Genomic DNA, 25,358 nt, shown 5'->3' with positions numbered 1-25,358 from the left:
TTTAAAAGATAAAAAAAATGACGAATACTCTTTTAAGAGTAAATTCGTCATTTTGTTAATTTAACTTTTTATTATTTAAGGATGCAAACTATTAATAATTACCGAAACATCCGCTGTACCATTATCCACATTTAATACTTCACTTTCAGGTTCACCAGATGCCGCATTTGCTATTCCAGACAAAGACACCCTAGCGACTATTTCAAATGCATCTTGGCTTGACAACGTCATTTGAGGTGTCATTGCATCACGATCTGATAGTGTAATGGTTAAAGGAAAACTTACTTCACTCATTGGTATTTTCTTAACCGCAAGTGGCATTCTTCCACCAACTGGTCGTGCTAATACAAATAAATACTGGCCCGTTTGTGAAAGTGCTTTTAACGATTCATCAATATCTACCGTTACTTTTATTAACCCTTTAACATCATTTTCAACACCCAATTTTTCTAAAGTAATTTGATATTTATCAAACATATCACTTGAAATACTTTGTGCATAATTAGGGTCATTAAATAAAATTGACCAAGTTTGATAAACCATATCGTACTGCTTTTCGTTGTACGCAAACTCACCGGTTAATTGTAAAACCAAATAATCACTAGGATCATTTTGCACAGCACTATTTAAATACCCCATGACTTCTTTATCAAATAAATTGCCATTTAAGTTCACCGTAATTTGTGCGGCAATGGCAAACGCTCTTGCTGCCAATGGAGGGTTAGTGCCTTCTTCTTGAGTAAGGTTTGCAGCTTGTAAAATATATGGCTTCGCTAATTGGTATTCGCCAAATTCATATAATAATGCCCCTAAACGCATCACATCTAAACCAAACACCATCTCTGAATTATTATGTACTTTTTTATATGCATCAATAAATTGATTTAATTGACTAGCTAAATTTGATTGAGCATACGCTAATGATTCGGCTAATAATTCATTCACTTCATTGGTAGGTTTATATTGGTTTAACATCAACGCAGCATGGGCAATTCTAGCTTTTAAATATGCAGCTTCATCGTTTACATAATCCGGATGAGACACATAAGTTTGAAAAGCTTTTTCAAATGAATGTTTTGCCTCAACAAACAAACCTTCTTGCATTTGCTGTAAACCCAATTCATGAATTTGAATTGCTGACACACCTGGGTTTGATTCAATCAATTTCGCCTTAGTAGCCAATAAATTATCCAACGCTTCTTTTGAAGGATACGCATCATATTCAGTTTGTAATTGCGCTACTTTTAAATCTAGTTGATAGCCTTTTTGCATGTATAAAAAAATTGACACGCAAATCAATACTACTGACATCACAACAGGTACATTCATATAAGATTTTATTTCAGTGTTCACACGTTTTGATTGCGCTTCATCTTTTAATAATTGTCTTGCTGATTGTGTACGCTGACTGTCCGCTTCTTTTTCGTCTAACAATCCACCGTCTAGCTGCATTTGAATTTGTTTTAAGCGTTGTTCATGTGCTTGTACATTTTGTGCAAGATGCTCGTCAATTTGAACGTCTGGCATTTTCACAACAAATGGATAAAACACAAACACAATTGCTACGACCATTAATATCGATATTATTAAAAACATAATCATGTTTATTTACCCTTTTTACTGAGAGTTATAATGTCATCTAATTCTTTTTGTTCTTGCTCGCTTAAAGCTTCATTAGATAGTTCTGTTTGAGTCTTTGTCCGATTAAAAATAAATACAAAACCAAAAACCAAAACCAAAACCAAAATTGGAATTAACCAAATCCAAATTGTTGTCAAAGACACACTGGTTTCGTAATTCACAAACTCCCCAAAGCGATCGGTAAAGTATGTTTTTATTTCGGATTTGGTTTGGCCTTTTTTCACCAATTCATATATTTTATCGCGAAAATCTTGAGCGATTTCAGCGTTTGAATCCGCAACATTATTATTTTGACATTTTGGACAACGCAAAATTTCTGTCATTTCAACAAACAATGCTTTTTGCTCGTTGTTAATAAATTTATATTCATGCTCTTCAAGGGCAACTGCCGATTGAAAAAACAAAACTAGAGACAAACAAATTATTATTTTTTTCATTATTCCATTCCCTCGTATATTGCTTTATATGTGGTATTCCAACGATTTAATGATAATTCACCAATGAGTTTTTCATGAATAATGCCTTTACTGTCAACAAAATACGTCTCTGGTGCACCATATACGCCTAAATCCAAACCAATTTGTCCACGAGGATCAGTCAAACTGATGGCATACGGATCGCCGTCTTTTTTTAATAACGCAATGGCTTGAGGGGTAACATCTTTATAATTTAAACCCACTATACGCACACCTTGAGCGCTTAATTGATTCAAAAAGGCATGCTCTGCTTTGCAGGTTGGGCACCATGTTGCCCAAATATTAAGTAAATATGGCTGCCCTAATAAATCATCTTGATTTATTAATGTGGCATCATATAAACGCGAGGTTTCAAAATCAGGTAAGACTTTACCAATTAAGGGCGATTTTAAAGCAACCTGCGTCGTGCCTTTTTCGCCTCGATCAATCAGCCCTAACACCATGATCGCAAACGCGACAAAAGCAAGCCCAATTGGCAGGAGGTATTTAATTTTCATTATTACGCTCCTACTACTTTTTTGCTGCGATAGCGTTTATCAAACATGGTTAAAATACCACCTAACATCATGAATAATGCACCGGCCCAAATCCAACGAACAAACGGTTTCACTAATACACCAATTGACCAATAACCTGGTTTTTGTTCAGATTCTTTACCTAATTGAATGTATAAATCTTTTAAGAAATATGGCTTGATATCTACTTCAGCTGTTTGAGTTTTACTATTTAAATAACTGCGCTGACTTGGCAGCATTCTGGTTACAAACGCTCCATCTTTATACACTTCAAATTCACCGATGTAATCAATGTAATTTGTGCAATCAGACTTATCTTCATGGAAGCATTCGATTACATTAGTTGTCATAACTTGATTATGTATATAAGGTTTAACACCATTAAAGCGCACTTCGTAACCATGCACTTCTTGAACATCACCTTCAGTTAAAAACAAATGATCTTCAGATTCATAACCTTGTACCATAACCACACCAATGATCATGATCGCCACTCCAAAATGGGCGCTTTGCATGCCCCAGTAACTTAAACTTAATTTTTTCATACCCACCCAAACACTGCTGGCATTACGTGTATTATTTAAGATGGACTTTATTGAACTTGCTATTAGCCAAATCACTAATACCCAACCCATTACCACTTCCCAAGGAACCAATAACGTTTCGATTACTGTTTCTTCCATTGGTGTTGAAACATTAATTATAAAACACACAATCGCATAAATAAGAGCCAACGCTAAACTACTGATTGAGCCCCAAACAAAGATAGCACTTGTGCCTTTAAACTCATTTCTTTTCCAGCGCAGTAATTGCCCTGTCACTAATGCCATCACAATAAATACTACGCCAATTCCAAATATCCAATTAAATACTGGTGCACCTACAGATAAATCTTGGTCGCTGAATAAGTCGGCTAATAGTGGGATGCCCGTACCAATTAAAATACCAAATGATACGACCGTTAATAATAAATTATTAATTAATAAGAATGACTCACGTGAATAAAATTCAAAACGCACTTGTGAGCTAATTGAACGACCACGAATAGCAAACAACACTAAAGCGGTGAAAATAGTAATCGCAAGAATACCTAGAATGAAATAACCACGAGAAGGATCCGATGCAAAGGCATGAACAGAAGTTAATAAACCAGAACGCACAATGAACGTACCGATTAACGAATAACTAAATGCGGCTAATGCTAATAATACGGTCCACGAGCGGAACGCGCCGCGTTTTTCGGTGACTGCTAATGAGTGAATTAAGGCAGTACCAACTAACCAAGGCATAAATGATGCGTTTTCTACTGGATCCCAGAACCACCAGCCGCCCCAGCCAAGCTCATAATAGGCCCACCACGAACCCAACATGATGCCGCCAGTTAAGAATACCCAAGCAAGGTTTGTCCAAGGACGCGCCCATCTAGCCCAAGCAGTATCTAAACGACCTGTAATTAACGCCGCCATTGCAAAACCAAACGCAACAGAGAAACCCACATACCCCATGTACAACATAGGCGGATGAATAATAAAGGCGAAATCTTGTAGTGCTGGGTTTAGCTCTTTAGTTGACTCAATCGCCATTAATAATTCACGCTCAAACGGGTTTGAAGTGAACAACATAAATGCGATGAAACCGGCGCAAATAAAGCCCATTGTGGACAAAGTTGCCGCTAACGTGTCGTAGGATAATGAACGAGAGAAAATACTCACGGCAAAAATCCAACCCGATTGCATAAGAATCCACAACAATAAAGACCCTTCATGTCCACCCCAAACACCGGTTAACTTAAAGATAAACGGCATATCAAGAGCGGAACGACCTTGCACATAAGTTACAGTGAAATCATCCACAACAAATGCGTAGGTTAAACAAATATAAGAAAATACAACAAAAACAAATAAACCAATCGATAACGAGATGGCACTGCGCTGCAAACGAACATTGCCCGTTAACACACCATATAAAGGAACTGTGGCCAGCAAAACAGAGAGTGCAAATGCAATCATCGTCGCTATATGGCCAATTTCTGGAATATCAAAAATCATGTTTCACACCTTAAAAAAGAGGCAAAGCCCCTTTTAGTTTAATTATTATTTGGTTTCGTGTTGTTCGCCGTAATTGTCCATAATTTCTTTAGGCACATAATTTTCATCATGTTTGGCCAACACTTTGTCTGCAATTAAAATACGTTCATCATTTAACTTACCGCTTGCAATGGACATTTCGTTTTCAGCAAATAAGTCAGGTAATAAACCCGTGTAATGCACAGTGGTTTCTTCTTTATCATCGTAAATAATAAAGCTGATGACTAATTTTTTACTGTCACCGACTGTGCCTTCTTTGATAGAGCCTGCTTTTACCATGCCGCCGACTTTAATTGATTTGTGCAAAGGCGCGATGGTGCTGGCTTCAACGGGTGTATAAAAAGCGGTAAACCCTTTTTTAAAACCAAAAACCATCAAACCGATGGCGATAGATACGCCGATCATGACACTTAACACGATCATTAATCGTTGTTTTCTTACTGGATTCATAGTGACTCACTTAGGCGACGACGCGCTTCTTGTTTAATTAATTTTTTAGTACGAATAATTGGGGACAAAAAGTAATAACCAATGACTGATAAACCAATGGCATAGCAGGCCCAAACATATCCACCACGACAGGTGATCGACTCACGCATCACACCATTAATGGGTCTTTCGATCATGCTGCACATTTGCACAGCATCCATTAAATTTTCAAAAATCATATTATTTCTCCTGCCCTAATGCTTTATCAAACCAAGCTTGTACCCATTTTGCAGTACGATTGCGAACCAAAATTTCAGCTCTTGCGGCACGTAAAACCAATGACATGCCCATAAAATAAAACCCAAAGATGCTACCTAATAATGGCGCTAAATAATTCCAATCTACTGCTGACTCGTCACCTGAATACAAACTGCTTGATTGCTGATGAATAGACGCCATTTCATCATCACTAAATGACACGGCAAATTTGATTAAAAAGACAATGACGACCGTACATATCGCTAGTACAGCTACAGATTTGTCGGCTTGATCGGTAGATTCGATTGCGTAATACAACGCTAAAATTCCAAAATACAAAAGCACCAAACCTGCAGCACTGATTAAACGAGGGTCCCATACCACGCCTTGCCCCCAAGCAGCCTGCCCCCAGATGGCACCGGTTATAAACATTAATGCGGCAAAACCTGCACCGACTTGAGCAGTGGCTTTTAACACAACACTGGCCATTTTCATTTTCCAAACCAGCGCAATTACACCCATAATTGCCATGGCAAAATACATCGACATAGAAAGCGAAGCAGTAGGCACGTGCACAAAAATGATTCGACTTGCATGACCTTTTACTTCTAATGGACTATAAAATACACCGTAAATAAAAGCACTGCTGACCATTAATGTGGCGAGTAAACCTGAAATCAAACTCCAAATTTTACTTTGTTCAAAAAACCACTTAGGCGAGCCCCACTTTAAAAACCAAGCGACAATCGCCTTCCAGATAGTATTTAACATATAAAACCTCTATTCACTTAAACTAATACGTAATGAAACCGCCGCCATAAACGGCGCTAGCATCATCGCTAATAAACTTAATCCTGCACACAATAAGGCGGTTGCTGAAAATACCTCACCATTAATTTGTTGTTTGATCATAAGGGAGCCAAAGCTCAATAATGGAATCATCATGGGTAATACTAAGATGGTTAATAATAGACCGCCTTTACGTAACCCTACTGTCAAAGCAGCAGGAATGGCTCCAATAAAACTGAACCAAATTGTACCAAATAGCAGACCCAGCATCATCACACCAATGGCACTAACTGGCAGTGAAAGCATGATGGCGATCACAGGTGACATTAAAATAAGGGGCAAACCGGTGACTAACCAATGACAAAGGATTTTTGCAAACATTGAGATCACTAAAGAATCTTGTGAAATCAGCATTTGCTCTAAAAAACCATCTTGGAAATCGTCACGAAATAAACCATCAAGTGACAACATTAATGACAATAACGCTGCGATCCAAATGACACCTGGAGCAATTTGCGCTAACAACTCTGGATCAGGACTAACCGCAACTGGAAACAACAGCATAATCGTAAAAAAGAACACAAGCGGATTAAACAGCTCGCCTTTTCTGCGAGAGGATAAAAGCAGCTCTCTTGAGCAGGTGTGTTTAAATGTCATCCACATACATGGTTTCCTGTGATTGATGACCCAGCATGATTGTTTTTAAATCAGGGTGCTCGAATTGATGATGAGTAATTAACACCACGGCGCCACCTTGTTTAGTGAACTCATCAATTCTTAATTCTAATTTTGCCACGCCTTGTAAATCAAGGGCGGTGAAGGGTTCATCTAATAACCAAAGCTTAATATTGCGTTGCTCTAAATATAAACGCGCCAAACCGATGCGTCGTTTTTGCCCTGCTGACAATGCTAATGCACTTTGATCTAAGAATTTAATAAGGTCGACATGTTTTAAAGCGGCAAATAACGAAGCATCGTCATAGGGTAAACCTGATTTTTGTGCTAAAAATCGAAGATTCTCTAAAACGGTTAATCGAGTAGAAATGGCAGGAAGGTGCCCAAGATACAATACTTTAGCGCGATCAATTTGCCCATCATATAAAGCAAACGCTTCAGAGATTTTTAAGTCCCCTTCAACCGCTTGACCCACACCAGCTAAATAACGCATTAATGTGGATTTACCCGCACCGTTGACGCCTTTAATTTGAATTAAATCTTTCGCTGAAATGCTGAAATCTAATTGAGCAAACAGAGTTCGATTTTGTCGAATTGAGGTCAAGTTATTAGCTTGAATCCAACTAGTCATCTTGCATACTCAATAGAATCATTATCACACCAAATTATTAAAAAAAGCACAATGGATTATACCTGACAGAGTATGTCAAATTTCGTTCCCAAGTCAGGCTTAAAAATGTGACGCATTGTAGCTTTTTTTATTATAAAGGCATACAAGGTTAGCTTTTAAAGGTTCGCACAATTCTTATTCAAAAAACTCACAAAACTGCTCGAGCTCAATTTTATCCGTACGGTACTGATTAACCTTATGCTCGCAATCTTCATAACCTAATGCCAACCCACAAATAAGCTGGGTGTCATTATTCTTATTTAAATGCTGAATAATAATTTCAGGATACTCAGCCAATGCAGCTTGAGGACAAGTTGCTAACCCTTCTTGTGTGGCCATAAGCATGATCGACTGAATAAACATGCCATAATCCAAAAAGGATCCTGTTTGCATGTTTTTATCTAAAAAGAAATACATCACAACAGGGGCATCAAATGCTCGATAATTTGCCTTCCATTGCTCGATTTGACCGATTTTATCTTCTCGTTTGATCCCTAGAGTTTCATACATCAATTTACCGCATGCTATTCGACGAGATTTAAAAGGTTCAATCCAATTGGTCGGATAATATTGATAGGTTAATTCGCCTTTACCCGAATGATCAAATTCGGCCATTAGTTTTTGATCAAGCACTTTTTTACTATTGCCACTTACTACCGCCACGTTCCATGGTTGGGCATTCACACCTGACGGTGCGAAACGCGCAAATTTTAGTATTTTTTCAATAAGTGATTGATCAACATTTTTAGATAAAAAAGCACGTGCGCTATGACGTGCTACTAAGGCTTGTTCGACGTTCATGGTTTTCTCTTTTAAGTGTGAATCAGCCGTTTTCTAATAACTTTTGTAATTGACTTAATGCAGCATTTGCTCTGCTGATATAGTTTGCCAACACCAAAGAGTGATTCGCTACAATACCAAATCCGTCACCATTTAAGATAATAGGGGACCAAACCGTTTGTTGAGTGGATTCCAGTTCTAAAATAATTTGCTGCAAAATGAAGTGGGCATTTTTATCCGTTAATACTTGATCAAAATCCACTTGGGCAGATTTCAACAAATGCAAAATAGCCCAACTCGCTCCTCTTGCTTCATAAAACACATCATCAATTTGAGTCCAGGTACTTGTTACTTTTGGTGTATCTTGCTCATCTGTTTGAGCAGATTTATTTGGATGATCGACAGCAGAGCTTAATCGTTGAGAATAACTACCTAAACGACTCTCCACTTTTTTAAGCCAAACAACTAAATTGTCAGATCGAGCATAAAATTGTGCCACCTTTAATTCAGGATTAGCTAAATTTGCTTGATACGCTTTAGTAAACCCAATACCTTCTTTAATGACTTTTTCTGTAGCAGGAAAAATCCATTTATTGCTGTCTTGGTTAAATGATGGTTCAGCTAATGATAAATTAGGATCTTCGGTTGAATTGTTTTGGGAACGGCTGAAATCTTGACGCATCACACTTGAGAAATCTCGAACTTGAACCAACACACCAAACTCCCAATTAGGCATATTATCTAAAATCAAACTCAACGGAAAAATGTCGTTAGTGATGTAGCCACCAGGTTTATTTATTAACGTGCCTGCAATTTCAGTTAGGGTAACGGTACTTGTATACCCTATTGGCATTAAAGCAGTATGACCTGTTAATTCGTAAGAATTTTGTGCGGTTTGTTTCACATCAAATACATTAGGATTTTGTGAAACATACAAACCATAAATAATTTGAATAAGAACTAATATAGACAATACAAATAAGATGGACTTTGGATGTTTAATTGAATGATCTCCATCAAATGACAATTTCGATTTAATTACCTGCCATTTGGATTGTTGTGAATTTGGCTCAAAAGATTGCTCTGAGGCTGAATCTGACTGAGTATTCTCATTATTTTCTATCATATGCTTTCCTGTTCTTTGCCTGAATTTGATTCAACCTGTCTAAAATATTGCACCCAAAACGCCAATAAGTATGAGCTAAATAATGTTGCTATAAACCAATAAAAACCAGGAAGTAAGCTCACTTGAGCCAGCGCTCCAAGTTTAACGGTTACAACAAGTATAGCCACGACAAACACATCAAGCATCGCCCATTTAGATAAAACATTCAACACGTTTAGAAGTCGCGATTGTAAAGCAGATACCACAAAGGGCAACATGCCATAAGTGATAATTTTACACAATGGCAAAACAACCGTTAACATTAAAACAATCAGCAGCAATAACCACTCACCTTCTTCAAACATCGCAAAAAATCCTTTCAGTAACGATGTATCTTTATTAAATAACATTAATTTAGTTATTCGTATAAAAGGCTGACTTAATGCAATAAAAAGCAATGACACGCTTAAAACGGTTAAACCCACACTGCCAATTTTTAGCCATTTTTGTTTTTGGACCAAAGTCATGCCAATTCACTTCCTCTATAACAGGAATATTTTGGCAAGGTGTCATTAATATCAAACCAATTTGCTTTATCTTTTGTGTAAATATGACCGTCTACAAATATTTCTATGGGTTGATCCAGTGATGCAATGGCTAACTCAACTGTATTTTGTTCAGTGTTAAATGATGATTCAAACAATAAACTGCTGCCACATTCACCACAAAAACGTCTTTTTGTTTTAACGCTGTCACGTTCACATTCAAAGGTTTTTAATAATGACTCGCCTGATAAAAATACAAGTTTAGATTTATCCACAGTCATTAAACTTGCAAACGCCGCACCGTGAAATTTACGACACATCGTGCAATGACAATGGGCTAATGGTTCAAAATAAGACTGATTAAGCTGATAGGTAATTTGACCGCACAAACAACTGCCACAATAGCTTTCTGGATTCTCGCGTGATTGATTATTGTTTAACATAATGCAAAACCTTCAAACTGTAATTGTCATCTATTTCCTCTAACCATTGAGGGTTATCAATTCTTTTAACAAAGACTAAATTTTCTTGCTCACTGGCAATCCACTTTTTAAATTCATCAACATGCACCTTTGGATCATTTAAACAAAATAAATAGTCAGTACAATCAAATTCACTGGCGCGTCTTACGGTTTTCGCATAATGACGTAACGCTTCAAAACTGCCACGCTGAAAAGAAGGCGGGTCAATCACAACTAAATCATAAGGGCCAAGTCGTTCTAATTTACCAAAGGACTTCATAATGTTGTGCTTTAAATATCGAACCTTTTGTGTGAAGTTATTGAGCTGATGGTTTTTTTGCCCTTCTTTTAATACACCTGCGGACATATCCACATTTATGACTTCTTTCGCGCCACCTGCACAGGCTACCAATGAAAACGCGCAGGTATAAGAAAACAAATTTAAAATCTTTTTGTCCTTGGCAAAGTCTTTTACAAATTGCTTGCCGTTTTGCATATCTAAAAATATGCCTGGGTTTTGTTTATCCAGCTTTAAATGATACTCAACATCCAGCTCTTTGGTTTTCCACTGATCAATCAACTCACCTTCTAGCATCGAAATGGGCGAGCCCTGTTCAAAACGATTCTGTAAAATGTGCTGTTTTTTCTCGACACCCAAAAATTCTAGCGCATTTATTAATTCATCAACATTGTCTTGTTGTTCATAAAAACGCCAGTGTAAATAAGGAGGGTAATAATCAATATTAAATTCCAACCCTTCATAACAGCCGCCACGACCATGAAACAGACGCACTGCTTGATCGGTCATAGAAATTCGAGATTGAATTAATTTTGCAAATTGTTGAGGATCTAATATTTGTTTAGACATGTTTCATCCCTGCTTTAATAAGTGATGCGTCAAGTGAACGATACTGAATAAATTCATCACGAATTGGATAGGTTTTTCGGTATTGATCAAATTCAACACCGCGAATATGGCTGTCAGTATGTAACTGAGAAGCTCTAAAATTTGAATCATCTTGCTTGATGTCATACATCTTTTCACAAAACTGTTTTAAGCTTAAATTTTGATTTTGAATGTCTTTAATTTCTAAAACATCTAACGCTTTAAACAAATCCATTTTATCTAAAAACTTAAAAAGTGCCTCTACCACCATTTGAGAACCATTCACTTTGCCTCGTTGTGAGTATCCAGCAATATGGCCTGTGGCTATTTTGCAAAATGGCATAAGCTCAATATTTATATGAGGCTCGTTTTCCCAGACATCCATTAATAACGTTAAGTCATTTTGCTTTTGCATTCTGTTTAATAATGCAGATTGATCAATCACTTCACCTCGCCCCGCATTTAACAAAATACTACAGGATTTTATTTTATTGATATTGTTTTCATCTAATAAATGAAACGTAGGAAATTCACCCCCCATTGTTTTAGGAGCATGACAGCAAATAATATCTTGATTTAGCACATCATCTAATGTGGTTAATGTTGTGTCATGTTCTTTTAAAAATGGATCGTAGCCCACAACATTTGCACCCAAATCTTTTAATCGTTGGCTTACTTTTGTGCCTACATTACCCAAACCCACCACACCAATATTTTGCCCACTAAAATCATCAATTACTTGTAACAATGCACAAATCACATAGTCGGCCACTGCATCGGCGTTACAACCAGGGCTTGATACCACGGGAATATTTTGTGCTTGGCAATAATCCAAATCAATATGATCCACACCAATAGTGGCAGTGCCAATAAATTTAACAGGGGTGTTTTTTAATAATGAGGAATTAACTTGAGTTACCGAGCGAACCAACAAAACATCGGTTTTTGATAGATCGTCATTGGTTATGTTTCTGCCGGATTTAAATTGAATATTAGCGTTTAACGGCGCTAATAATTGTTCAATATAAGGCATATTTTCATCAGCGAGAATATTCATAGTTTTTAAGATTTGGAAGATTTTTAATTTTAGAAAGGATTATTTTGAAAAATGAATGAAAAAGAAATACAACGATCACGTTACTATTTCTTTTTCATTTTTTAAAGTTAAGCTTTTTCTTCAGGTTTAACTTCAGGTTTAACTTCAGAAGGTGATTGCTCCACTTTGACATCAACTGGCGTTTCAGCATTAGGAGTTGCTTCAACAGGCTTAGCCGTTTGTGCAGCTGTTTCCACTTTTAGCTCAGCGACAGGTGCTGCTTCAACTTTAGCTTCTTCAACTTTAGCCTCTTCAACTTTAGCTTCTTCAACTTTAGTTTCATCAGCAACAGGTGTTTCAGTTTTTAACTCAGTTGCAACAGGCTCAGCTTTTATTTCTGCTTTTACTTCAGTTGGCGTTTCAACTTTTGCTTCAACCACTTCAGGCTTTTCTGCATTAGGCTCTGGCGGATATTCAGCTTTTAGTTTTTGCCCAATGTATTTTTCAATTTCAGGCAATAAGAATGAATCATCTTCACAGGCAAAACTTACAGATGTGCCTTTTTTACCAGCTCGACCCGTACGACCAATACGGTGTACATAATCTTCAGCGACTTCAGGTAATGTGAAGTTAACAACATGACTGATGCCATCGATGTGAATACCACGACCTGCAACATCGGTTGCCACTAAATACTTCAATTTACCGGCTTTGAATTTTTCTAATGTTTTCACACGTTTTGCCTGAGGGATTTCACCAGACAACATTTCACAGGTTAGGCCATCTTTTTTCAATTTTTCTTGAAGTTTACGAACCAAATCACGGCGATTAGCAAACACGATGACACGCTCGACATCCTCACCTTTTAAAGTAGACAGCAATAATGGGTATTTTTCTTCGTTGGATACTAAATATACTTTTTGATCTACGTTATCTGAAGTTTGTACATCACTGACCACTTCAACCATTTGAGCGTCAATTGTCCAAGCTTTTGCTAAATTTAAAACATCATCTGTGAATGTCGCCGAATATAATAATGTGTGTCTATCTTCTTTTTTAGGGGTAGCACGAACGATCTGTTTAATATCAGGAATAAACCCCATATCCAACATACGATCCGCCTCATCAATAACCAAGGTTTCAACTTGATCTAAAAATACTGATTTACGTTTGATGAAATCAATTAATCTGCCAGGCGTTGCCACTAATATATCAATAGTATCTTGCTCTAGAGATTGTTTTTGTTTTTCAAAATCCATCCCACCCACAATAGTCACTACTTTTAGCTTAGTGTATTTACATAACAATTTTGCATCGTCGGCAATTTGCATGGCTAATTCACGTGTTGGGGCTAAAATTATGCTGCGAGGCTCTGAGTCGTATTGTTTTTTTAATGGATTATCTAAAAAGTCGGTAATTAAGGTCAGTAAAAAAGCGGCTGTTTTACCTGTACCTGTTTGTGCTTTACCAACGCAATCCATACCAGCTAAACCAAATGGTAGGGTTTGAGCTTGAATGGGACTGGCATATTCATATCCCAAATCAGATATAGCGCGCATAACTTGTATTGGTAATTCAAAATCGTGAAAGCGCGATTTACCTTCTTGTTCTTCTACAACAAATTGTTCTAATGTCCAAGATGGTTTAGTTTTGTCTTGAGTCACGATAGTCTCTCTTTGTGTTGGATCGATTAATAGGTGGATTTTAAGTTAGGGGCATTCTATGTCAATGCGTCGCATAAATCACCTAATTGATACATCTTAAGCGCTAAGGCGCTATGATTTTGTAACTTAGTCATAATTGCAGCAATTATTTGTAATTGAAGTTCATTATTGGCTGTCGTATATATTGCGATCAATTTAGGTATAAATTTGATATTTTTAACAATATTTTTAACAAAGACAGCCTAATTTTAGTCCCCGACAAATATTTGAGCTCCATGTTTAATCCCTAGTTTTCTATAAGAGATTAGAAAATATACTGGTCAAGTAAAACAGGAAGGATTCTAAGCCGCTTTTTCATTTCGTCAAATGTCTCTTCAGTTTTCCTTCAATGTTTTTTCCTTTCTATGTGTTCTATATTTCCTAATAAAATCCACAAAACGTGTGGGGGAAGTCTTGATTTGAACTACTCATAAAAAACCAGCCTAATAAATTAGACTGGGGTTTTTGGTATTCATTTTTGCCTATTGTGTGCGAACGTTATTACACCCTAAACGACTGCCACCAATGGCAAAGTCATCCATAATAACACTTACATCTGGCTTAGGTTCGGTTTCAGGAACCACTTGCTGACTGTTAGTTGGGCGGTAACGAGCAAGTCCCAACGACACACCAGTTATTGAATCCGGTGCAATCCACGACTCACTTGAGCAACCTGGGCTGTTGATATCAATTAATAGATCTTCAACTAGCTCGCCATCTGACCAAATACTTAAAGTGTTGTTGTTCACGTCCATGTGCCATTCCACACAGGCCCATTCATCTTTTGGAATAGGGGTAGAAGACACAAGCTGACATTCAGCGGCGCCATTGCCGTTTGCCACCGTTACAGAGGCTGATAAATACCCTTCATAACCGCCAATACCCCACTGCATATTCCACCATTGGCGTGACGATTTTGAGCCTTTAAATGTTAAGAAATTCCATTGGGCTTCTTCATATTCACCGGTATCTATGCCATTGATACGTACTCGACCATATTGGTTAGTGGCTGTGCTTTCAATGTCTTCTTCGGCAAGGTTAATCGTTGCGATCATGTCGTTGTTGCGGTCTTGTTCAGCGGCTGAAAATTTAACCGCATTACCAACCAAACCATAATATACGTCATCCACCACTTCTAATGATGCTTCTCCTTTTAGCTCCTCAGTCCAAATGCCTTGTGGAGTGCCTGCCACGTTGTAGCTGTTAAAATCATCAACAAAAGAAGCGGCATCCGATCCACCTTGAGGGGCTTTTACACCTAATGGAGGATAGGCATTTTCGATTAACATGATGAACTGCTCATGGAACCAATGCCCTGCGTGAGGCGCGCCTTGAATCACATTTGCCGCAATGCCTGTTGAGTTGCTAGCTTCGCCACCACACATTGGGTCGTATGATTTACCTTCGTCGTTTGCGCCATCGGTTAATGATGAAATACCGTCGGACTCACCAGGTGGTTTCATCCAAAAATACGCATCTAGATAAGGACGAGTAGCATCCGGTGCAGCTTGTGGAATTTCACCAATACCTGCGTTGTTCACATTACACCAGTGACCACGATGAACGCGCGTGTCTATTCGATAAGCCGCATCGTCTTTTTGAATGGGCGCGCCTTCGCCAGATGGACGGTTAGGTCCACCCCAGCCATTACGCGCAGTATCGATAATAAAGCCTAAGTTCTCAGGGAAACCTTGACCCTCAATCACTCTAACCGTAGAACCATCGCCTTTTGCAACGTCACCTATCGTAAAGCGTTTGTACATGGTATCGATAAAACTCAGTTCGTCGACATGACGGTTCCATTCATAAAATGGCACTAGGTTTTGACGGGCGCTGTGTTCAGATGAAACATAGGGCTCTTGAAGGGGGGTGTAACCTGATGTGTTTGATGCAAATCCACGAATGGCACCTAAGTCGCCCGATTCAGTGGCACCGGCAACTAGATCGGTAAAGCCAATAACTGAGCGCTGAAGGTTGTCGGTATCTAAACTGTCCCAACCTAACCAGCCTGAGTGACCAATGTCGATGTAGGTGTAAACGTTTGGCATATCATGAAATGCGTTGATTGCGTATTGAAGACCATCTTTATAAACCCCAGCTTCATTGACAGCATTACAATCATCGGTTGCGGTAACAAACGGATCGATGTTTGTGATCATATTTGGATATCCGTCTGGCTCTAACATCGCCACAATTCGAATATCAGGATACAAAGCAAACGCCTGTTTAATGACGTCAATATATTCCGTTTTATATAGCTCAAGTCCCGTGCCATCTGGTAATGAGTCAGCATCAGGACCATCTTTGGTTTCATTTAACTGACCGTTTGATGCTAATGCGGCGCAATCTCTGTCAGGTAAGTTATACACAATAATCACAGCGGTCATCGGTGGTTTGATGCCTTCCACTGCTAATGCGTCTTGCTGAGCGGCCGCTTCATCAAGATGGCCTTCTAATGTGTTGTTGTCACCTGCAATAAATTTAGACAATGGACGACGACCGTCATTTAAGTCTCCGCCATAAATGGCAACGGTTCTATCTAACCAAACCGCAGAAGGCATTTGTTGCACAAATTGAATGTCGTTATATAAAGACGGTTGCGTGTCTTTATCAATTTTCTGTAAGGACTCATCTTGTAAGACTTTAATATCTGGGCTGACATAAAAAGCAGAGTGCTCAAATGGGTTATTGTCAGTTTGCATCGGCTCGCCAATTTTACCTGTTGGAACCGTTAATACTGAAACCACCTCTGTAAATGTTTCATGACTTAAGCCTTTATCGTCAGTCACTCTTAAATAGATTTTATTTTCTAAGCCTTGTGTAAATACATGGTTTACAACGGGGCCATATTTAAAGCTGCCATTACCAAAGTCCCATTCGTAACTGACGATGTTTCCTTGCGCCATCGACGCGCTGCCATCAAAGGTGACACTTAATGGAATTTCACCGCGAGCAGTACTGGTTAAAATATGCGCCACAGGTGGCTCACCAGAAATTACTTGATTAAGCAATGTGATATCGATGGTTTTAACATCGGTTAATCCATCAGTATCCGTAATGGTTAGTGTTGCTGTATAAGTGCCGTTTGCTTGGTATTCATATTTAGGGTTGGCCTCCATAGAGGTTGATCCATCACCAAAGTCCCATGAAATAGAAGCAATACCGTCATCATCCGTTGAGTGAGAGGACTTAAACAATACAGTTAAAGGAGCACGACCCACAATTGGACCAGTTCCAGACAGATCCGCCATTGGCGCGCCATTGATTCTTTGTTGTTGAACCGTCACTGTTTTTGTTACTTGGTCAGTTTGACCAATGCTGTCAGTCACTGTAAGGGTAATCTCATAAGATCCGATTACAGAAAAAATTTGAGAAAATGAATGTGTGTCATTTGCAATATCAACACCGTCAACTGCCCATGCATAAGTGTGATCGGGTTGATCATCGCTAGAATCAGACGCATCTAAGATAGCCATTACACTGCCTTCACCCGTTAAGGATCCAATCACTCGAATATCCGCCACGGGTGGATTGTCCACAGCAGGGTCGGTAACATTTACTGAAATTATTTCAGTCTTAACCCCCGTAGAATCAGAAACTGTCAGCTTAACTGAATGTGTGCCCACTTCATTAAATGTTAAAGCAGTTTTAATGTCCGTTGATTCAATACTGCCATCTTCATATTGGTCCCAACTAAATGAAAGTTCGTCCATATCGGCATCGGTTGTGTTGGACGCATCGAGCATAACCGTAAAAGGTGCAGTGCCAGTAAGTGATGCTGGCGTGCCCAATACTTCAATTTCTGGCAGTGTGTTTTCTGTAATTGTTTCGGTGGCTGTTTGTGTTTCGGTACCTGTTTGTGTTTCTGTAATGCTAATTGTACTGTCATCGGCTTGTGAATTTTCATCATTTGCAGAGGTACAACTAACCGCTGCTAAAATAAAAAAGGACAATGCGGACAGTTTAAATGCGGGCGAAGTGTTCCTATTAATTGGGTGTTTTGCATTCATAGTATTCGATCTCTTCTAATAGAATATATAATTTAAATTTATGAGTGTTACTTTAATGATACAAACACTGTAGGAATATAATCAGATTGTAATTATGAGGAGGAATCATTTTGCATTTCAATTGTTGCGAAGGTTTTCACAATTTAAATATAAAATTGGACTTTAATGGTTATAAACATAAATTAATTGTAGGTGTTTTTCTGATTTTTATTCGTCAAAACATCCTAGTTCTAAAGATTTAAAAACTTAAATAACAAACAATAAACAAACTAAACAAAAGGGCATTTTATCAATGAATGTAATTATTAAAAAAATCCACACATCCGAGAAAAAACACTAAACAATCCTAAAATTAATACGCTATTTCGTATCTATTTACTTTTTCCGCCTATAGAAATCTAATAATCTAAGGTGATAATCATAAAGAAAAACCCATAATCAGTTTCATTTTAATAAGTGTGCGAATAAATTAAATTAACGAAACAAAAAAGGGGTTTAACATGAAACTATATGGCCGAATCGATTTACATTTAAATAATTGTGTCATCGACTTTACAAATAGAAATAGAAATAGAAATAGAAATAGAAATAGGATAGAAATAGAAAGGTGATTATCAAAAATAAAATTGAATTAATAATCGACACCTAAATATTCGGTTAAACAATCAGGTGATAAAAAAGCTCACTATTGAAAAAATCCATCAAGACTTTACTGATTCTAATACACAATTAACGATACAAAGTAATTTAACTATTTTGTAAATTTTAACTAAGCAAAAAAAATCGATTGAACAGCCACTAGAGAAACAGTTTAAAATCGATGATCGATTTATTAAAATCGCAAGTATTGATGGGATCGGTATAATTTTAAGGTCATTTTTGCCGATACTTACTAAATAGACGAAACAAGTATGAATTTACTAAAAAAGAGTAAAGAATTCCGCTTCGACTATTGGCCGCGGAAAATCAGTTGTTTCACAACACTGTTTGTGTAGGAAAAGTATCATTAGGCAAGTGACTTTACTCATTTCAAAAACCGATCAACGATACTGTTCCTTACACTCCTTACACCTACTTATTACACCTACTTATTACACCTACTTAGATTAGTTTTTTGTCCAGGCAGTCTGTTTAAACAATTTCAAACCTTCCAACACTTTACTAGCTGTGGATGGAGGATTAGAAGTCATCTCTTGATAAGATTCTTCTAATTTTTTTAAAAACATTTGTGAATTCGGCATGCCTGAAAAATCATCCAAACTTGGTGAAAACTTAAGTCCAACCAACTCACACATTACTTTTTCTAATCCCTGTGGTCTAGCTTCTACTAATTCAAAACGTTGTTGTTCTTCAAATGATCTACCACAGGGTGAATACCAATATCCGAAATCATCAATGTTCCTTCTTCTATTTCCTGCCAAACAGTAATGTGATAATTCGTGTAATAGGCTTCGAGGATAGTTACTTCTATAAATAATTTTTGCTTTGTCGTTATTTTTTGCAGCTTTATAAAAAGGCTCATCAGCACCGCCTTCTATCAATACCTCTGGTAATATTTGTGATAATGCATCAGTCAATAAGCGACAGGTTTCATCATCGGTTGCATTAACGGTATTAAGATATTTACGCATTGATTCCATTATTCAAACTGCCCTAAAAATTGAATTGGACTATTACATAATGATTGTAAAAGACTCGACTGTGTTTTATCAGAAGAACTATAACATTCAACTATTTTCGGTTTTTTTTGATTGTCAGGTTCATTTAATAAATTGTGTATCTTTAATATATTTTGTAATTGTTTAGCAACCGCATCGGATGTATCGACAACATTTAAGGTTTTAAAACGATTGATGCTTTTTATGTATTGTAAAATTAATGGTTTTAAAAAAGGATAATGGGTACATCCAAGCACAATTTGATCGATGGTTTCGTCTTTTAAAATCTCTAAATATTGCTCAATTAACTGAAGCGTATCAGGTGAGACTGGAGTTAAAAACGAACGCCCGCTTTCTACTAACTCAACCCAGCCATTACAAGCTTTAGTATGAACCACAGAATTTTTAGCATAATTTGTCACCAAGTTTTGATAATTGGTTGACTGTAATGTGCTATGGGTAGCAAGCATTAATATGTTTTGGGTTTTGGAGTCAAGCACTGCAGGTTTTAACCCAGGTTCAATTGCGACAATGGGCACATCGATTTTTTCGCGTAGCTTGGCAACACATGCCAAAGTAGCAGTATTACATGCCAAAAGAATACATTTAACATTTTGTCGTTTAAAAAAATCACAAATTATTAAACAGCGCATTAAAATAAAATCATCGCTTTTATTTCCAAAAGGAGCATGTAAACTGTCTGCTACGTATATAAATTGTTCACTTGGCAGAAGTTTGATGGCAGCATTTAAAACAGTAAGCCCACCTAATCCAGAATCAAATACGCCAATTGCGTTTTGCATGTCTATTACTCTTAACTTTTTAAATAAATGATTAATTATGGCTGAATTACTTAAAGACCAATATAACCAAGATTTTGTTCAATTGCTTTGTCAAAAAATAGCGACATTATCACCATTGGCAAACAAACAAAAAGATATATTAACCTTATTTATGCAAGATGACTGGGAACAATTGGAATTAAAACAACGCATGAACCGGGCAGGTTTCGTTTGTTTAAGTTTAATACCTCAAAGTGACTTTGCAAAAGCCTGCACAATCATAAAGCAACTTTCCAAGGAATTCGATGCATTTTTAGGTATGTTTATCCCACAAATGATCACTGATTTATTTTTTAGTTATGATCTTATAAAGCAACAATCGTGTTTAGATATTGCATTTGATGCATTAATTTGTGTCACTCAAAACAGTACGAGTGAATTTGCTATCAGAGCATTTATTGTACAGTTTCCAACTCAAACCATGTCGTTTTTATTATCTTGCTGTAACCATAAAAGTGAACATGTACGTCGATTGGCAAGCGAAGGTTGTCGTCCAAGATTGCCCTGGGCACAAGCACTAACGGAACTAAAACATAACCCAGATCCAATTTGGCCAATTTTAAATCGATTATGCGAAGATGACAGCCTTTATGTTAGGCGCTCAGTGGCTAATAATTTAAATGATATCAGCAAAGACCATCCAGATTTAATGCTGAATTGGTGCGAAAGTAATAATCACAAAACCCAAGATATCGATTGGATCATTAAACATGCTTGCAGAGTGCTTTTAAAACAAGCCAATATTCGAGCACTACAGTTATTTGATTATTCCAACCCTAAACACATTGCTGTTATTGATTTTAGCATTGATCAAACAACGCTAAGTATTGGTGAAAAACTCACCTTTAATGCAACAATTAAATCAAAGAAACCATTAGGAAAAATTAGAGTTGAATATTGTATTGATTATTTAAAAGCCAATAATAAACATAATCAAAAGGTATTTAACTGGTCTGAAAAAACGATAGAATGTAAAACGATACAATTAAAAGCCAGCCAATCTTTTGCTCAAATGAGCACTCGAACACATCACGCGGGCACACACTTTATTAGTATCAGAGTAAATGGTGTAATGCACCAACGTGTAGAATTTGAATTAACAGATTCATTCTAGGCAAACAAAAAAGCCAACTAAATGTTGGCTTTTTTGTATATTTCAAACATATTTGGGATTGAGTTTTTAATCCACACCGTCAATAATACTTGCAAAACCAGTTTCTAAACTCGATACCTCAGCTATATTTTGTAAAACGGTTTCAGTATCCATTTGACATTGCACTGCCAAAGCAATTGGAAAGTCGCGTTTTATTTGAGTTTCATCAACTTCATTTAACATGGCTTCATAGATGTATTTGCTGATTCGAATTAAAGCGGCAATCTCTGAAAATTGCTCGGCTTTTTCAGGCGCGCACTGGTGTCTTAATCCTTCCACTACCGTTTCTGGAAATTTCCATCTTTTAGCAAGTTCGGTACTGACATCAGAATAGTTATAACCCAACACAGAATCTTCTGTGGCTTTTAATTTACCTCCACTATTTAAAACTTCTTTTATTTGTTTGGCTTTTTCTGGTTCTCCAGCATGGATTAATAATTCGCCAATCGCGTGAATCATACCGGCTGTAAAAGCAGATTCACCATCAACATCTTTACAGTATTTAGCCAGCCGCTTAGTGATTTCAGCCACTGTAAAATTTCGATGCCAAAATGCTTTACGATCTAATGATTCAGGTATGGTCATAGAACCTGCAATACCAGAGGCTAGCACCATAGTTCGTAATGCTGGAAACCCCAATAACACTACACCATCGGATATATTTTTTACGGTTCTTGGCATGCCAAAATGCGCAGAATTTGCCATACGCAATACTTTTGCACTTAAAACTGGGTCCATGGATATTTTATTGGACACTTCATCAAAATCCACATTAGGATTATCGAAGGTTTCTATTAATTCTTGAACCACTTTAGGGATGTTAGGTAACGCACTTGCATTGGTAAATAAATTAGCAAAACTCATAGTAATTCCTCTATTGCTTACTTATTTTAGAATAGGTTATTTTTTGAATCTTATAGGGCTGCGGTATGTAATTTTTTGTAAATCTATGGGTAAACTGATATTCATGCATCCACTTAATTAATCAAGTGGCTATGTTTAACATTGTTGTTGCTACTAGCAATAATCATTTAACGATCTATCCTAAAGTTATACTTTAATAATAGATCGAAGTATGAACCGTCAACAATTTCAAAAATTAATAAAACAAGCCGCTAAATTAGACCCGGTACAAAAACAAAAGCTTGTCCAAACACTAACATTGCAAGAAAACCCCATATTAGAGCGTTTAGCCAAAGAGTGCATTTCTCATGGAAAGTGCATTCATTGCGAAAGTGAGCGTTTGCGAAAATACGGCAAAAGCAACGGCCGCCAACGGTTTTATTGTAATCATTGCCAAAAAACATTTGTTTGCACAAGAGGCAGTGCGTATTTTTATCAGCACAAAGCCGATGACTGGCAAGCCTATTTAGAGCACATGCTGGACCAAGACAGCATTCGGGTTTGTGCTAAAAAAGTGGGCATCAGTTCGGTGACGTCTTTTAACTGGCGCCACCGTTATATGAATGCAGCCGAAAACACCTTTGAAGACAGGCTTGAAGGCATTATTGAGGCTGACGAAACTTACTTTCGAGAATCTAAAAAAGGCGACAAACACCTTAATCGGCCAGCGCGAAAACGCGGCACAAAAGCCTCAACAAAAGGGCTTAATAATACAGATTGGGTGGCAGTGTTAACCGCGATGGACCGGAATCATCACGAGTTTGATCATGTTTTAAAGCAGGTAACCGGTGACGAAATCGAGATGTATTTAGGCTCAAAAATTGTGGATGAATCGATTTTATGCACCGACGGCCAGCCTGCGTATCATCGAATTTGTGAAAATCATCATTTGCATCATATTGTGTTAACTAATGCGCGTACTAAAGAAGGCGTGTTTCATATTCAAAATATCAACAATTATCACTCACAATTGAAGCAGTGGTATTTAAAAATGCATGGGGTGGCGAGTAAGTATTTACCGAAATATCTGGGCTGGTTTAGGATGTTGGCTTGGCATAAATATCAGGTGTTTTCTGAAAATTTAAATGAGCAGGAAAAATTGTTAGAATTCAAGCTGTTGCAGATACAGCAACACAATTTTTAAACATAGCCAATTGAATAATCGATTGGCCAATGTTTTGCTGTTATCTATATTCACCCAATTCGTCAATGAAACATTATGTCTTTTAATTCTAGATTCTTATTTTTAATAACATATATTACTTTATATGCGCTGGTGATCACTGCTTGCTCTACTCAAACAGAGCCCCCTATTGACGAAACAGGGCTAATCAACCACCAACTAAGTGGCAATACAGCAATCGGTATTGCCGCACAATATGCATCACTTTGCACCTTACAAGCACAGCCAATTTGTACTCGCGCTAACCGAAATGGCGATTATATATTAAATGATGTTGATACAAACCAAGGTTGGCTTGAATCTATTTATGTCAATTCAATCGGAGAGATCACCACATTACATTCGGCATATTTTTTAGCAGAATCCATATTTGATGGTATTGTCAATATCAACCCAACCACTGACATTATTAGCCAGATTTGGCTTGCAAGTGATCAAAACATTGATCTGAACACTTGCATCGACACCCAGTGCTTTACAACAACACAAACATTATTAGATGAAACAACATTTAATTTAATTGAAATTAATTTAGCAGAAGTGTTGCGCCCATTTTGGCCAGTATCTTCAGGCAGTATCCGCATCGATAATTATTTAGCTGATCCATTTAGCAATCCATTAGATTTAATGCATGAGCTGATAAATTATGATTTGGATTTCACAAATAGCCTGTTATTTATTAGAGATAATAATCAAAATTTATTGGCTCAAATTCCCCTTGAAGAATTAATCAATGAAGAGTTTGATGCACAAGCATTTGATATTGTATTAGAAGCGGAAATGCAAAATGCATCTAATTATCCAAGGGCATCACCTTCTGGATCTGAAGTCATTAATATTACATTGGAAATTAATCCGTCTGTAAATGGATCGGCGCCTTTTACTTATGAAATTGACACTTCACAAACTTCAACCACACTGCCTTCAGTCACGTTAAGTTTTGAACATTTCATCATTGCACCGGATGCAAACATTACAACTTGGACGGATACAAATCACTCTGGCACATTAAGATTAGGTGGCATTTATGATGTGATTGTTGAAGTAACTGCAAGTACAGGTGAGCGATCAATTCGAGGGGCAATTATCACATTGGACCGCGATGAAAACACCCCTGCTACCTATGGAAATACAGGGAGTTGCCGCCCTGAATCTATTACAAAAAATGATTTAAATTTATGTATAGAATTATTAGATGGCGCAGAAATTAAAAACTGCGATGAGAACGACACATATATTCATGTTAATAACCGCTGCTCTCAAACGACTCAGTTAAATGGTGCATACATAGGTCAATGTGCCATTGTTGATACCCAAGTTAGACGCACGCATTATCAAAACCCTTTAAAATTTTCGGCTGAAAGTACCGCCGAACAAATATCAAGACTCAGTCAGGTTTGTGAAGCTGACTTTGGAATATGGACAGAATAATTAAAAATAAAAGCCTCCATCCTCCTATCTAATTTATTCACGCAACCTTTAAGTACTATGTAGTTTTCTTTATCCATTTTTAAATTAGTGAAAGGCAATCGTCAGATAAACCTGTCTATCGA

General features: G+C 37.3%; 23 protein-coding genes. 3 read left to right on the top strand and 20 right to left on the bottom strand.

The annotated features are described in order from the left end of the window. Window positions 1-75 precede the first annotated feature (75 nt). The 19 genes from ccmI to murI form a co-directional block, all read right to left on the bottom strand. The gene (gene ccmI, locus TYM08_RS04825; RefSeq protein WP_422381838.1) at window positions 76-1,602 is read right to left on the bottom strand and encodes a c-type cytochrome biogenesis protein CcmI; all 1,527 of its coding nucleotides are present in this window, start codon (window positions 1,600-1,602) and stop codon (window positions 76-78) included. A 2-nt stretch (window positions 1,603-1,604) separates the two neighbouring features. Beyond that, the gene (locus TYM08_RS04820) at window positions 1,605-2,078 is read right to left on the bottom strand and encodes a cytochrome c-type biogenesis protein (protein WP_422381837.1); all 474 of its coding nucleotides are present in this window, start codon (window positions 2,076-2,078) and stop codon (window positions 1,605-1,607) included. Beyond that, window positions 2,078-2,614, bottom strand: coding sequence for a DsbE family thiol:disulfide interchange protein (locus TYM08_RS04815; protein WP_422381836.1), 537 nt, complete (start codon window positions 2,612-2,614; stop codon window positions 2,078-2,080). The genes TYM08_RS04820 and TYM08_RS04815 overlap by 1 nt, the downstream gene beginning before the upstream one ends. Window positions 2,615-2,616: 2 nt before the next feature. Next, entirely contained in the window at window positions 2,617-4,680 is a 2,064-nt protein-coding gene (locus TYM08_RS04810; protein ID WP_422381835.1) for a heme lyase CcmF/NrfE family subunit, read from the bottom strand. Between the two features lie 45 nt (window positions 4,681-4,725). Next, on the bottom strand, window positions 4,726-5,169 hold the full coding sequence (locus TYM08_RS04805) for a cytochrome c maturation protein CcmE (protein WP_422381834.1): 444 nt from the start codon (window positions 5,167-5,169) through the stop codon (window positions 4,726-4,728). Continuing rightward, window positions 5,166-5,387 carry a heme exporter protein CcmD gene (locus tag TYM08_RS04800; protein ID WP_422381833.1) on the bottom strand — a complete coding sequence of 74 codons (222 nt, stop codon included), beginning with the start codon at window positions 5,385-5,387 and terminating at the stop codon, window positions 5,166-5,168. The genes TYM08_RS04805 and TYM08_RS04800 overlap by 4 nt, the downstream gene beginning before the upstream one ends. A gap of 1 nt (window position 5,388) precedes the next feature. Further along, window positions 5,389-6,177 carry a cytochrome c biogenesis protein CcsA gene (ccsA, locus tag TYM08_RS04795; protein ID WP_422381832.1) on the bottom strand — a complete coding sequence of 263 codons (789 nt, stop codon included), beginning with the start codon at window positions 6,175-6,177 and terminating at the stop codon, window positions 5,389-5,391. Window positions 6,178-6,186: 9 nt separating this feature from the next. Continuing rightward, entirely contained in the window at window positions 6,187-6,852 is a 666-nt protein-coding gene (gene ccmB / locus TYM08_RS04790; RefSeq protein ID WP_422381831.1) for a heme exporter protein CcmB, read from the bottom strand. Continuing rightward, window positions 6,842-7,501 carry a cytochrome c biogenesis heme-transporting ATPase CcmA gene (gene ccmA, locus TYM08_RS04785; RefSeq protein ID WP_422381830.1) on the bottom strand — a complete coding sequence of 220 codons (660 nt, stop codon included), beginning with the start codon at window positions 7,499-7,501 and terminating at the stop codon, window positions 6,842-6,844. Before ccmA ends, ccmB begins: the two co-directional genes overlap by 11 nt. A 174-nt stretch (window positions 7,502-7,675) precedes the next feature. Next, window positions 7,676-8,341: a nitroreductase gene (locus TYM08_RS04780; RefSeq protein ID WP_422381829.1), complete on the bottom strand. Its 666-nt coding sequence runs from the start codon at window positions 8,339-8,341 to the stop codon at window positions 7,676-7,678. A 22-nt stretch (window positions 8,342-8,363) separates the two neighbouring features. Further along, a complete protein-coding gene (locus TYM08_RS04775) occupies window positions 8,364-9,446 on the bottom strand; it encodes a DUF2333 family protein (protein ID WP_422381828.1) in 1,083 nt (360 codons plus the stop codon). Further along, the gene (locus TYM08_RS04770; RefSeq protein WP_422381827.1) at window positions 9,443-9,952 is read right to left on the bottom strand and encodes a paraquat-inducible protein A; all 510 of its coding nucleotides are present in this window, start codon (window positions 9,950-9,952) and stop codon (window positions 9,443-9,445) included. The genes TYM08_RS04775 and TYM08_RS04770 overlap by 4 nt, the downstream gene beginning before the upstream one ends. Next, window positions 9,949-10,413: a GFA family protein gene (locus TYM08_RS04765; RefSeq protein WP_422381826.1), complete on the bottom strand. Its 465-nt coding sequence runs from the start codon at window positions 10,411-10,413 to the stop codon at window positions 9,949-9,951. The genes TYM08_RS04770 and TYM08_RS04765 overlap by 4 nt, the downstream gene beginning before the upstream one ends. Continuing rightward, on the bottom strand, window positions 10,400-11,299 hold the full coding sequence (locus tag TYM08_RS04760; RefSeq protein ID WP_422381825.1) for a class I SAM-dependent methyltransferase: 900 nt from the start codon (window positions 11,297-11,299) through the stop codon (window positions 10,400-10,402). The genes TYM08_RS04765 and TYM08_RS04760 overlap by 14 nt, the downstream gene beginning before the upstream one ends. Continuing rightward, window positions 11,292-12,374, bottom strand: a complete 1,083-nt coding sequence (locus tag TYM08_RS04755; RefSeq protein WP_422381824.1) for a 4-phosphoerythronate dehydrogenase — start codon at window positions 12,372-12,374, stop codon at window positions 11,292-11,294. The genes TYM08_RS04760 and TYM08_RS04755 overlap by 8 nt, the downstream gene beginning before the upstream one ends. A gap of 107 nt (window positions 12,375-12,481) precedes the next feature. Continuing rightward, window positions 12,482-14,017 carry an ATP-dependent RNA helicase RhlB gene (gene rhlB, locus TYM08_RS04750; protein ID WP_422381823.1) on the bottom strand — a complete coding sequence of 512 codons (1,536 nt, stop codon included), beginning with the start codon at window positions 14,015-14,017 and terminating at the stop codon, window positions 12,482-12,484. Window positions 14,018-14,538: 521 nt separating this feature from the next. Next, on the bottom strand, window positions 14,539-18,066 hold the full coding sequence (locus TYM08_RS04745) for a glycoside hydrolase family 6 protein (RefSeq protein ID WP_422381822.1): 3,528 nt from the start codon (window positions 18,064-18,066) through the stop codon (window positions 14,539-14,541). A gap of 1,106 nt (window positions 18,067-19,172) precedes the next feature. After that, on the bottom strand, window positions 19,173-19,697 hold the full coding sequence (locus TYM08_RS04740) for an elongation factor P hydroxylase (RefSeq protein ID WP_422381821.1): 525 nt from the start codon (window positions 19,695-19,697) through the stop codon (window positions 19,173-19,175). Between the two features lie 8 nt (window positions 19,698-19,705). After that, the gene (gene murI, locus TYM08_RS04735; protein WP_422381820.1) at window positions 19,706-20,527 is read right to left on the bottom strand and encodes a glutamate racemase; all 822 of its coding nucleotides are present in this window, start codon (window positions 20,525-20,527) and stop codon (window positions 19,706-19,708) included. Between the two features lie 37 nt (window positions 20,528-20,564). Between murI and TYM08_RS04730 the strand changes: the two genes are divergently transcribed. Continuing rightward, window positions 20,565-21,680: a hypothetical protein gene (locus tag TYM08_RS04730; RefSeq protein WP_422381819.1), complete on the top strand. Its 1,116-nt coding sequence runs from the start codon at window positions 20,565-20,567 to the stop codon at window positions 21,678-21,680. A gap of 66 nt (window positions 21,681-21,746) precedes the next feature. Here the strand turns inward: TYM08_RS04730 and TYM08_RS04725 are convergent, their stop codons facing one another. Continuing rightward, complete coding sequence (locus tag TYM08_RS04725; protein ID WP_422381818.1) at window positions 21,747-22,583, bottom strand: HDOD domain-containing protein; 837 nt, start codon at window positions 22,581-22,583, stop codon at window positions 21,747-21,749. Window positions 22,584-22,794: 211 nt separating this feature from the next. On the opposite strand from TYM08_RS04725, the gene TYM08_RS04720 reads away from it, so the two are divergent. Both TYM08_RS04720 and TYM08_RS04715 read left to right on the top strand, forming a co-directional pair. Continuing rightward, on the top strand, window positions 22,795-23,766 hold the full coding sequence (locus TYM08_RS04720) for an IS1595 family transposase (protein ID WP_422381817.1): 972 nt from the start codon (window positions 22,795-22,797) through the stop codon (window positions 23,764-23,766). 75 nt (window positions 23,767-23,841) lie between these two features. Further along, window positions 23,842-25,236 (top strand): hypothetical protein, encoded by a 1,395-nt coding sequence (locus TYM08_RS04715; RefSeq protein WP_422381816.1) that lies wholly within the window; start codon window positions 23,842-23,844, stop codon window positions 25,234-25,236. Window positions 25,237-25,358 lie beyond the last annotated feature (122 nt).

Origin of the sequence: Marinicellulosiphila megalodicopiae (genome assembly GCF_045862395.1) — a bacterium.
In the GTDB taxonomy this organism is placed as follows: Bacteria; Pseudomonadota; Gammaproteobacteria; order Pseudomonadales; family Natronospirillaceae; genus Marinicellulosiphila; species Marinicellulosiphila megalodicopiae.
The sequence above is the reverse complement of the archived record's forward strand: the minus strand, read 5'-3'. Positions and strand labels throughout refer to the sequence as shown.

Bases quoted from the DNA above. Each gene is read 5' to 3' on its own strand.
- ccmI (WP_422381838.1), bottom strand. From the start codon at position 1,602: ATGATTATGTTTTTAATAATATCGATATTAATGGTCGTAGCAATTGTG.
- TYM08_RS04820 (WP_422381837.1), bottom strand. From the start codon at position 2,078: ATGAAAAAAATAATAATTTGTTTGTCTCTAGTTTTGTTTTTTCAATCG.
- TYM08_RS04815 (WP_422381836.1), bottom strand. From the start codon at position 2,614: ATGAAAATTAAATACCTCCTGCCAATTGGGCTTGCTTTTGTCGCGTTT.
- TYM08_RS04810 (WP_422381835.1), bottom strand. From the start codon at position 4,680: ATGATTTTTGATATTCCAGAAATTGGCCATATAGCGACGATGATTGCA.
- TYM08_RS04805 (WP_422381834.1), bottom strand. From the start codon at position 5,169: ATGAATCCAGTAAGAAAACAACGATTAATGATCGTGTTAAGTGTCATG.
- TYM08_RS04800 (WP_422381833.1), bottom strand. From the start codon at position 5,387: ATGATTTTTGAAAATTTAATGGATGCTGTGCAAATGTGCAGCATGATC.
- ccsA (WP_422381832.1), bottom strand. From the start codon at position 6,177: ATGTTAAATACTATCTGGAAGGCGATTGTCGCTTGGTTTTTAAAGTGG.
- ccmB (WP_422381831.1), bottom strand. From the start codon at position 6,852: ATGACATTTAAACACACCTGCTCAAGAGAGCTGCTTTTATCCTCTCGC.
- ccmA (WP_422381830.1), bottom strand. From the start codon at position 7,501: ATGACTAGTTGGATTCAAGCTAATAACTTGACCTCAATTCGACAAAAT.
- TYM08_RS04780 (WP_422381829.1), bottom strand. From the start codon at position 8,341: ATGAACGTCGAACAAGCCTTAGTAGCACGTCATAGCGCACGTGCTTTT.
- TYM08_RS04775 (WP_422381828.1), bottom strand. From the start codon at position 9,446: ATGATAGAAAATAATGAGAATACTCAGTCAGATTCAGCCTCAGAGCAA.
- TYM08_RS04770 (WP_422381827.1), bottom strand. From the start codon at position 9,952: ATGACTTTGGTCCAAAAACAAAAATGGCTAAAAATTGGCAGTGTGGGT.
- TYM08_RS04765 (WP_422381826.1), bottom strand. From the start codon at position 10,413: ATGTTAAACAATAATCAATCACGCGAGAATCCAGAAAGCTATTGTGGC.
- TYM08_RS04760 (WP_422381825.1), bottom strand. From the start codon at position 11,299: ATGTCTAAACAAATATTAGATCCTCAACAATTTGCAAAATTAATTCAA.
- TYM08_RS04755 (WP_422381824.1), bottom strand. From the start codon at position 12,374: ATGAATATTCTCGCTGATGAAAATATGCCTTATATTGAACAATTATTA.
- TYM08_RS04745 (WP_422381822.1), bottom strand. From the start codon at position 18,066: ATGAATGCAAAACACCCAATTAATAGGAACACTTCGCCCGCATTTAAA.
- TYM08_RS04740 (WP_422381821.1), bottom strand. From the start codon at position 19,697: ATGCGTAAATATCTTAATACCGTTAATGCAACCGATGATGAAACCTGT.
- murI (WP_422381820.1), bottom strand. From the start codon at position 20,527: ATGCAAAACGCAATTGGCGTATTTGATTCTGGATTAGGTGGGCTTACT.
- TYM08_RS04730 (WP_422381819.1), top strand. From the start codon at position 20,565: ATGGCTGAATTACTTAAAGACCAATATAACCAAGATTTTGTTCAATTG.
- TYM08_RS04725 (WP_422381818.1), bottom strand. From the start codon at position 22,583: ATGAGTTTTGCTAATTTATTTACCAATGCAAGTGCGTTACCTAACATC.
- TYM08_RS04720 (WP_422381817.1), top strand. From the start codon at position 22,795: ATGAACCGTCAACAATTTCAAAAATTAATAAAACAAGCCGCTAAATTA.
- TYM08_RS04715 (WP_422381816.1), top strand. From the start codon at position 23,842: ATGTCTTTTAATTCTAGATTCTTATTTTTAATAACATATATTACTTTA.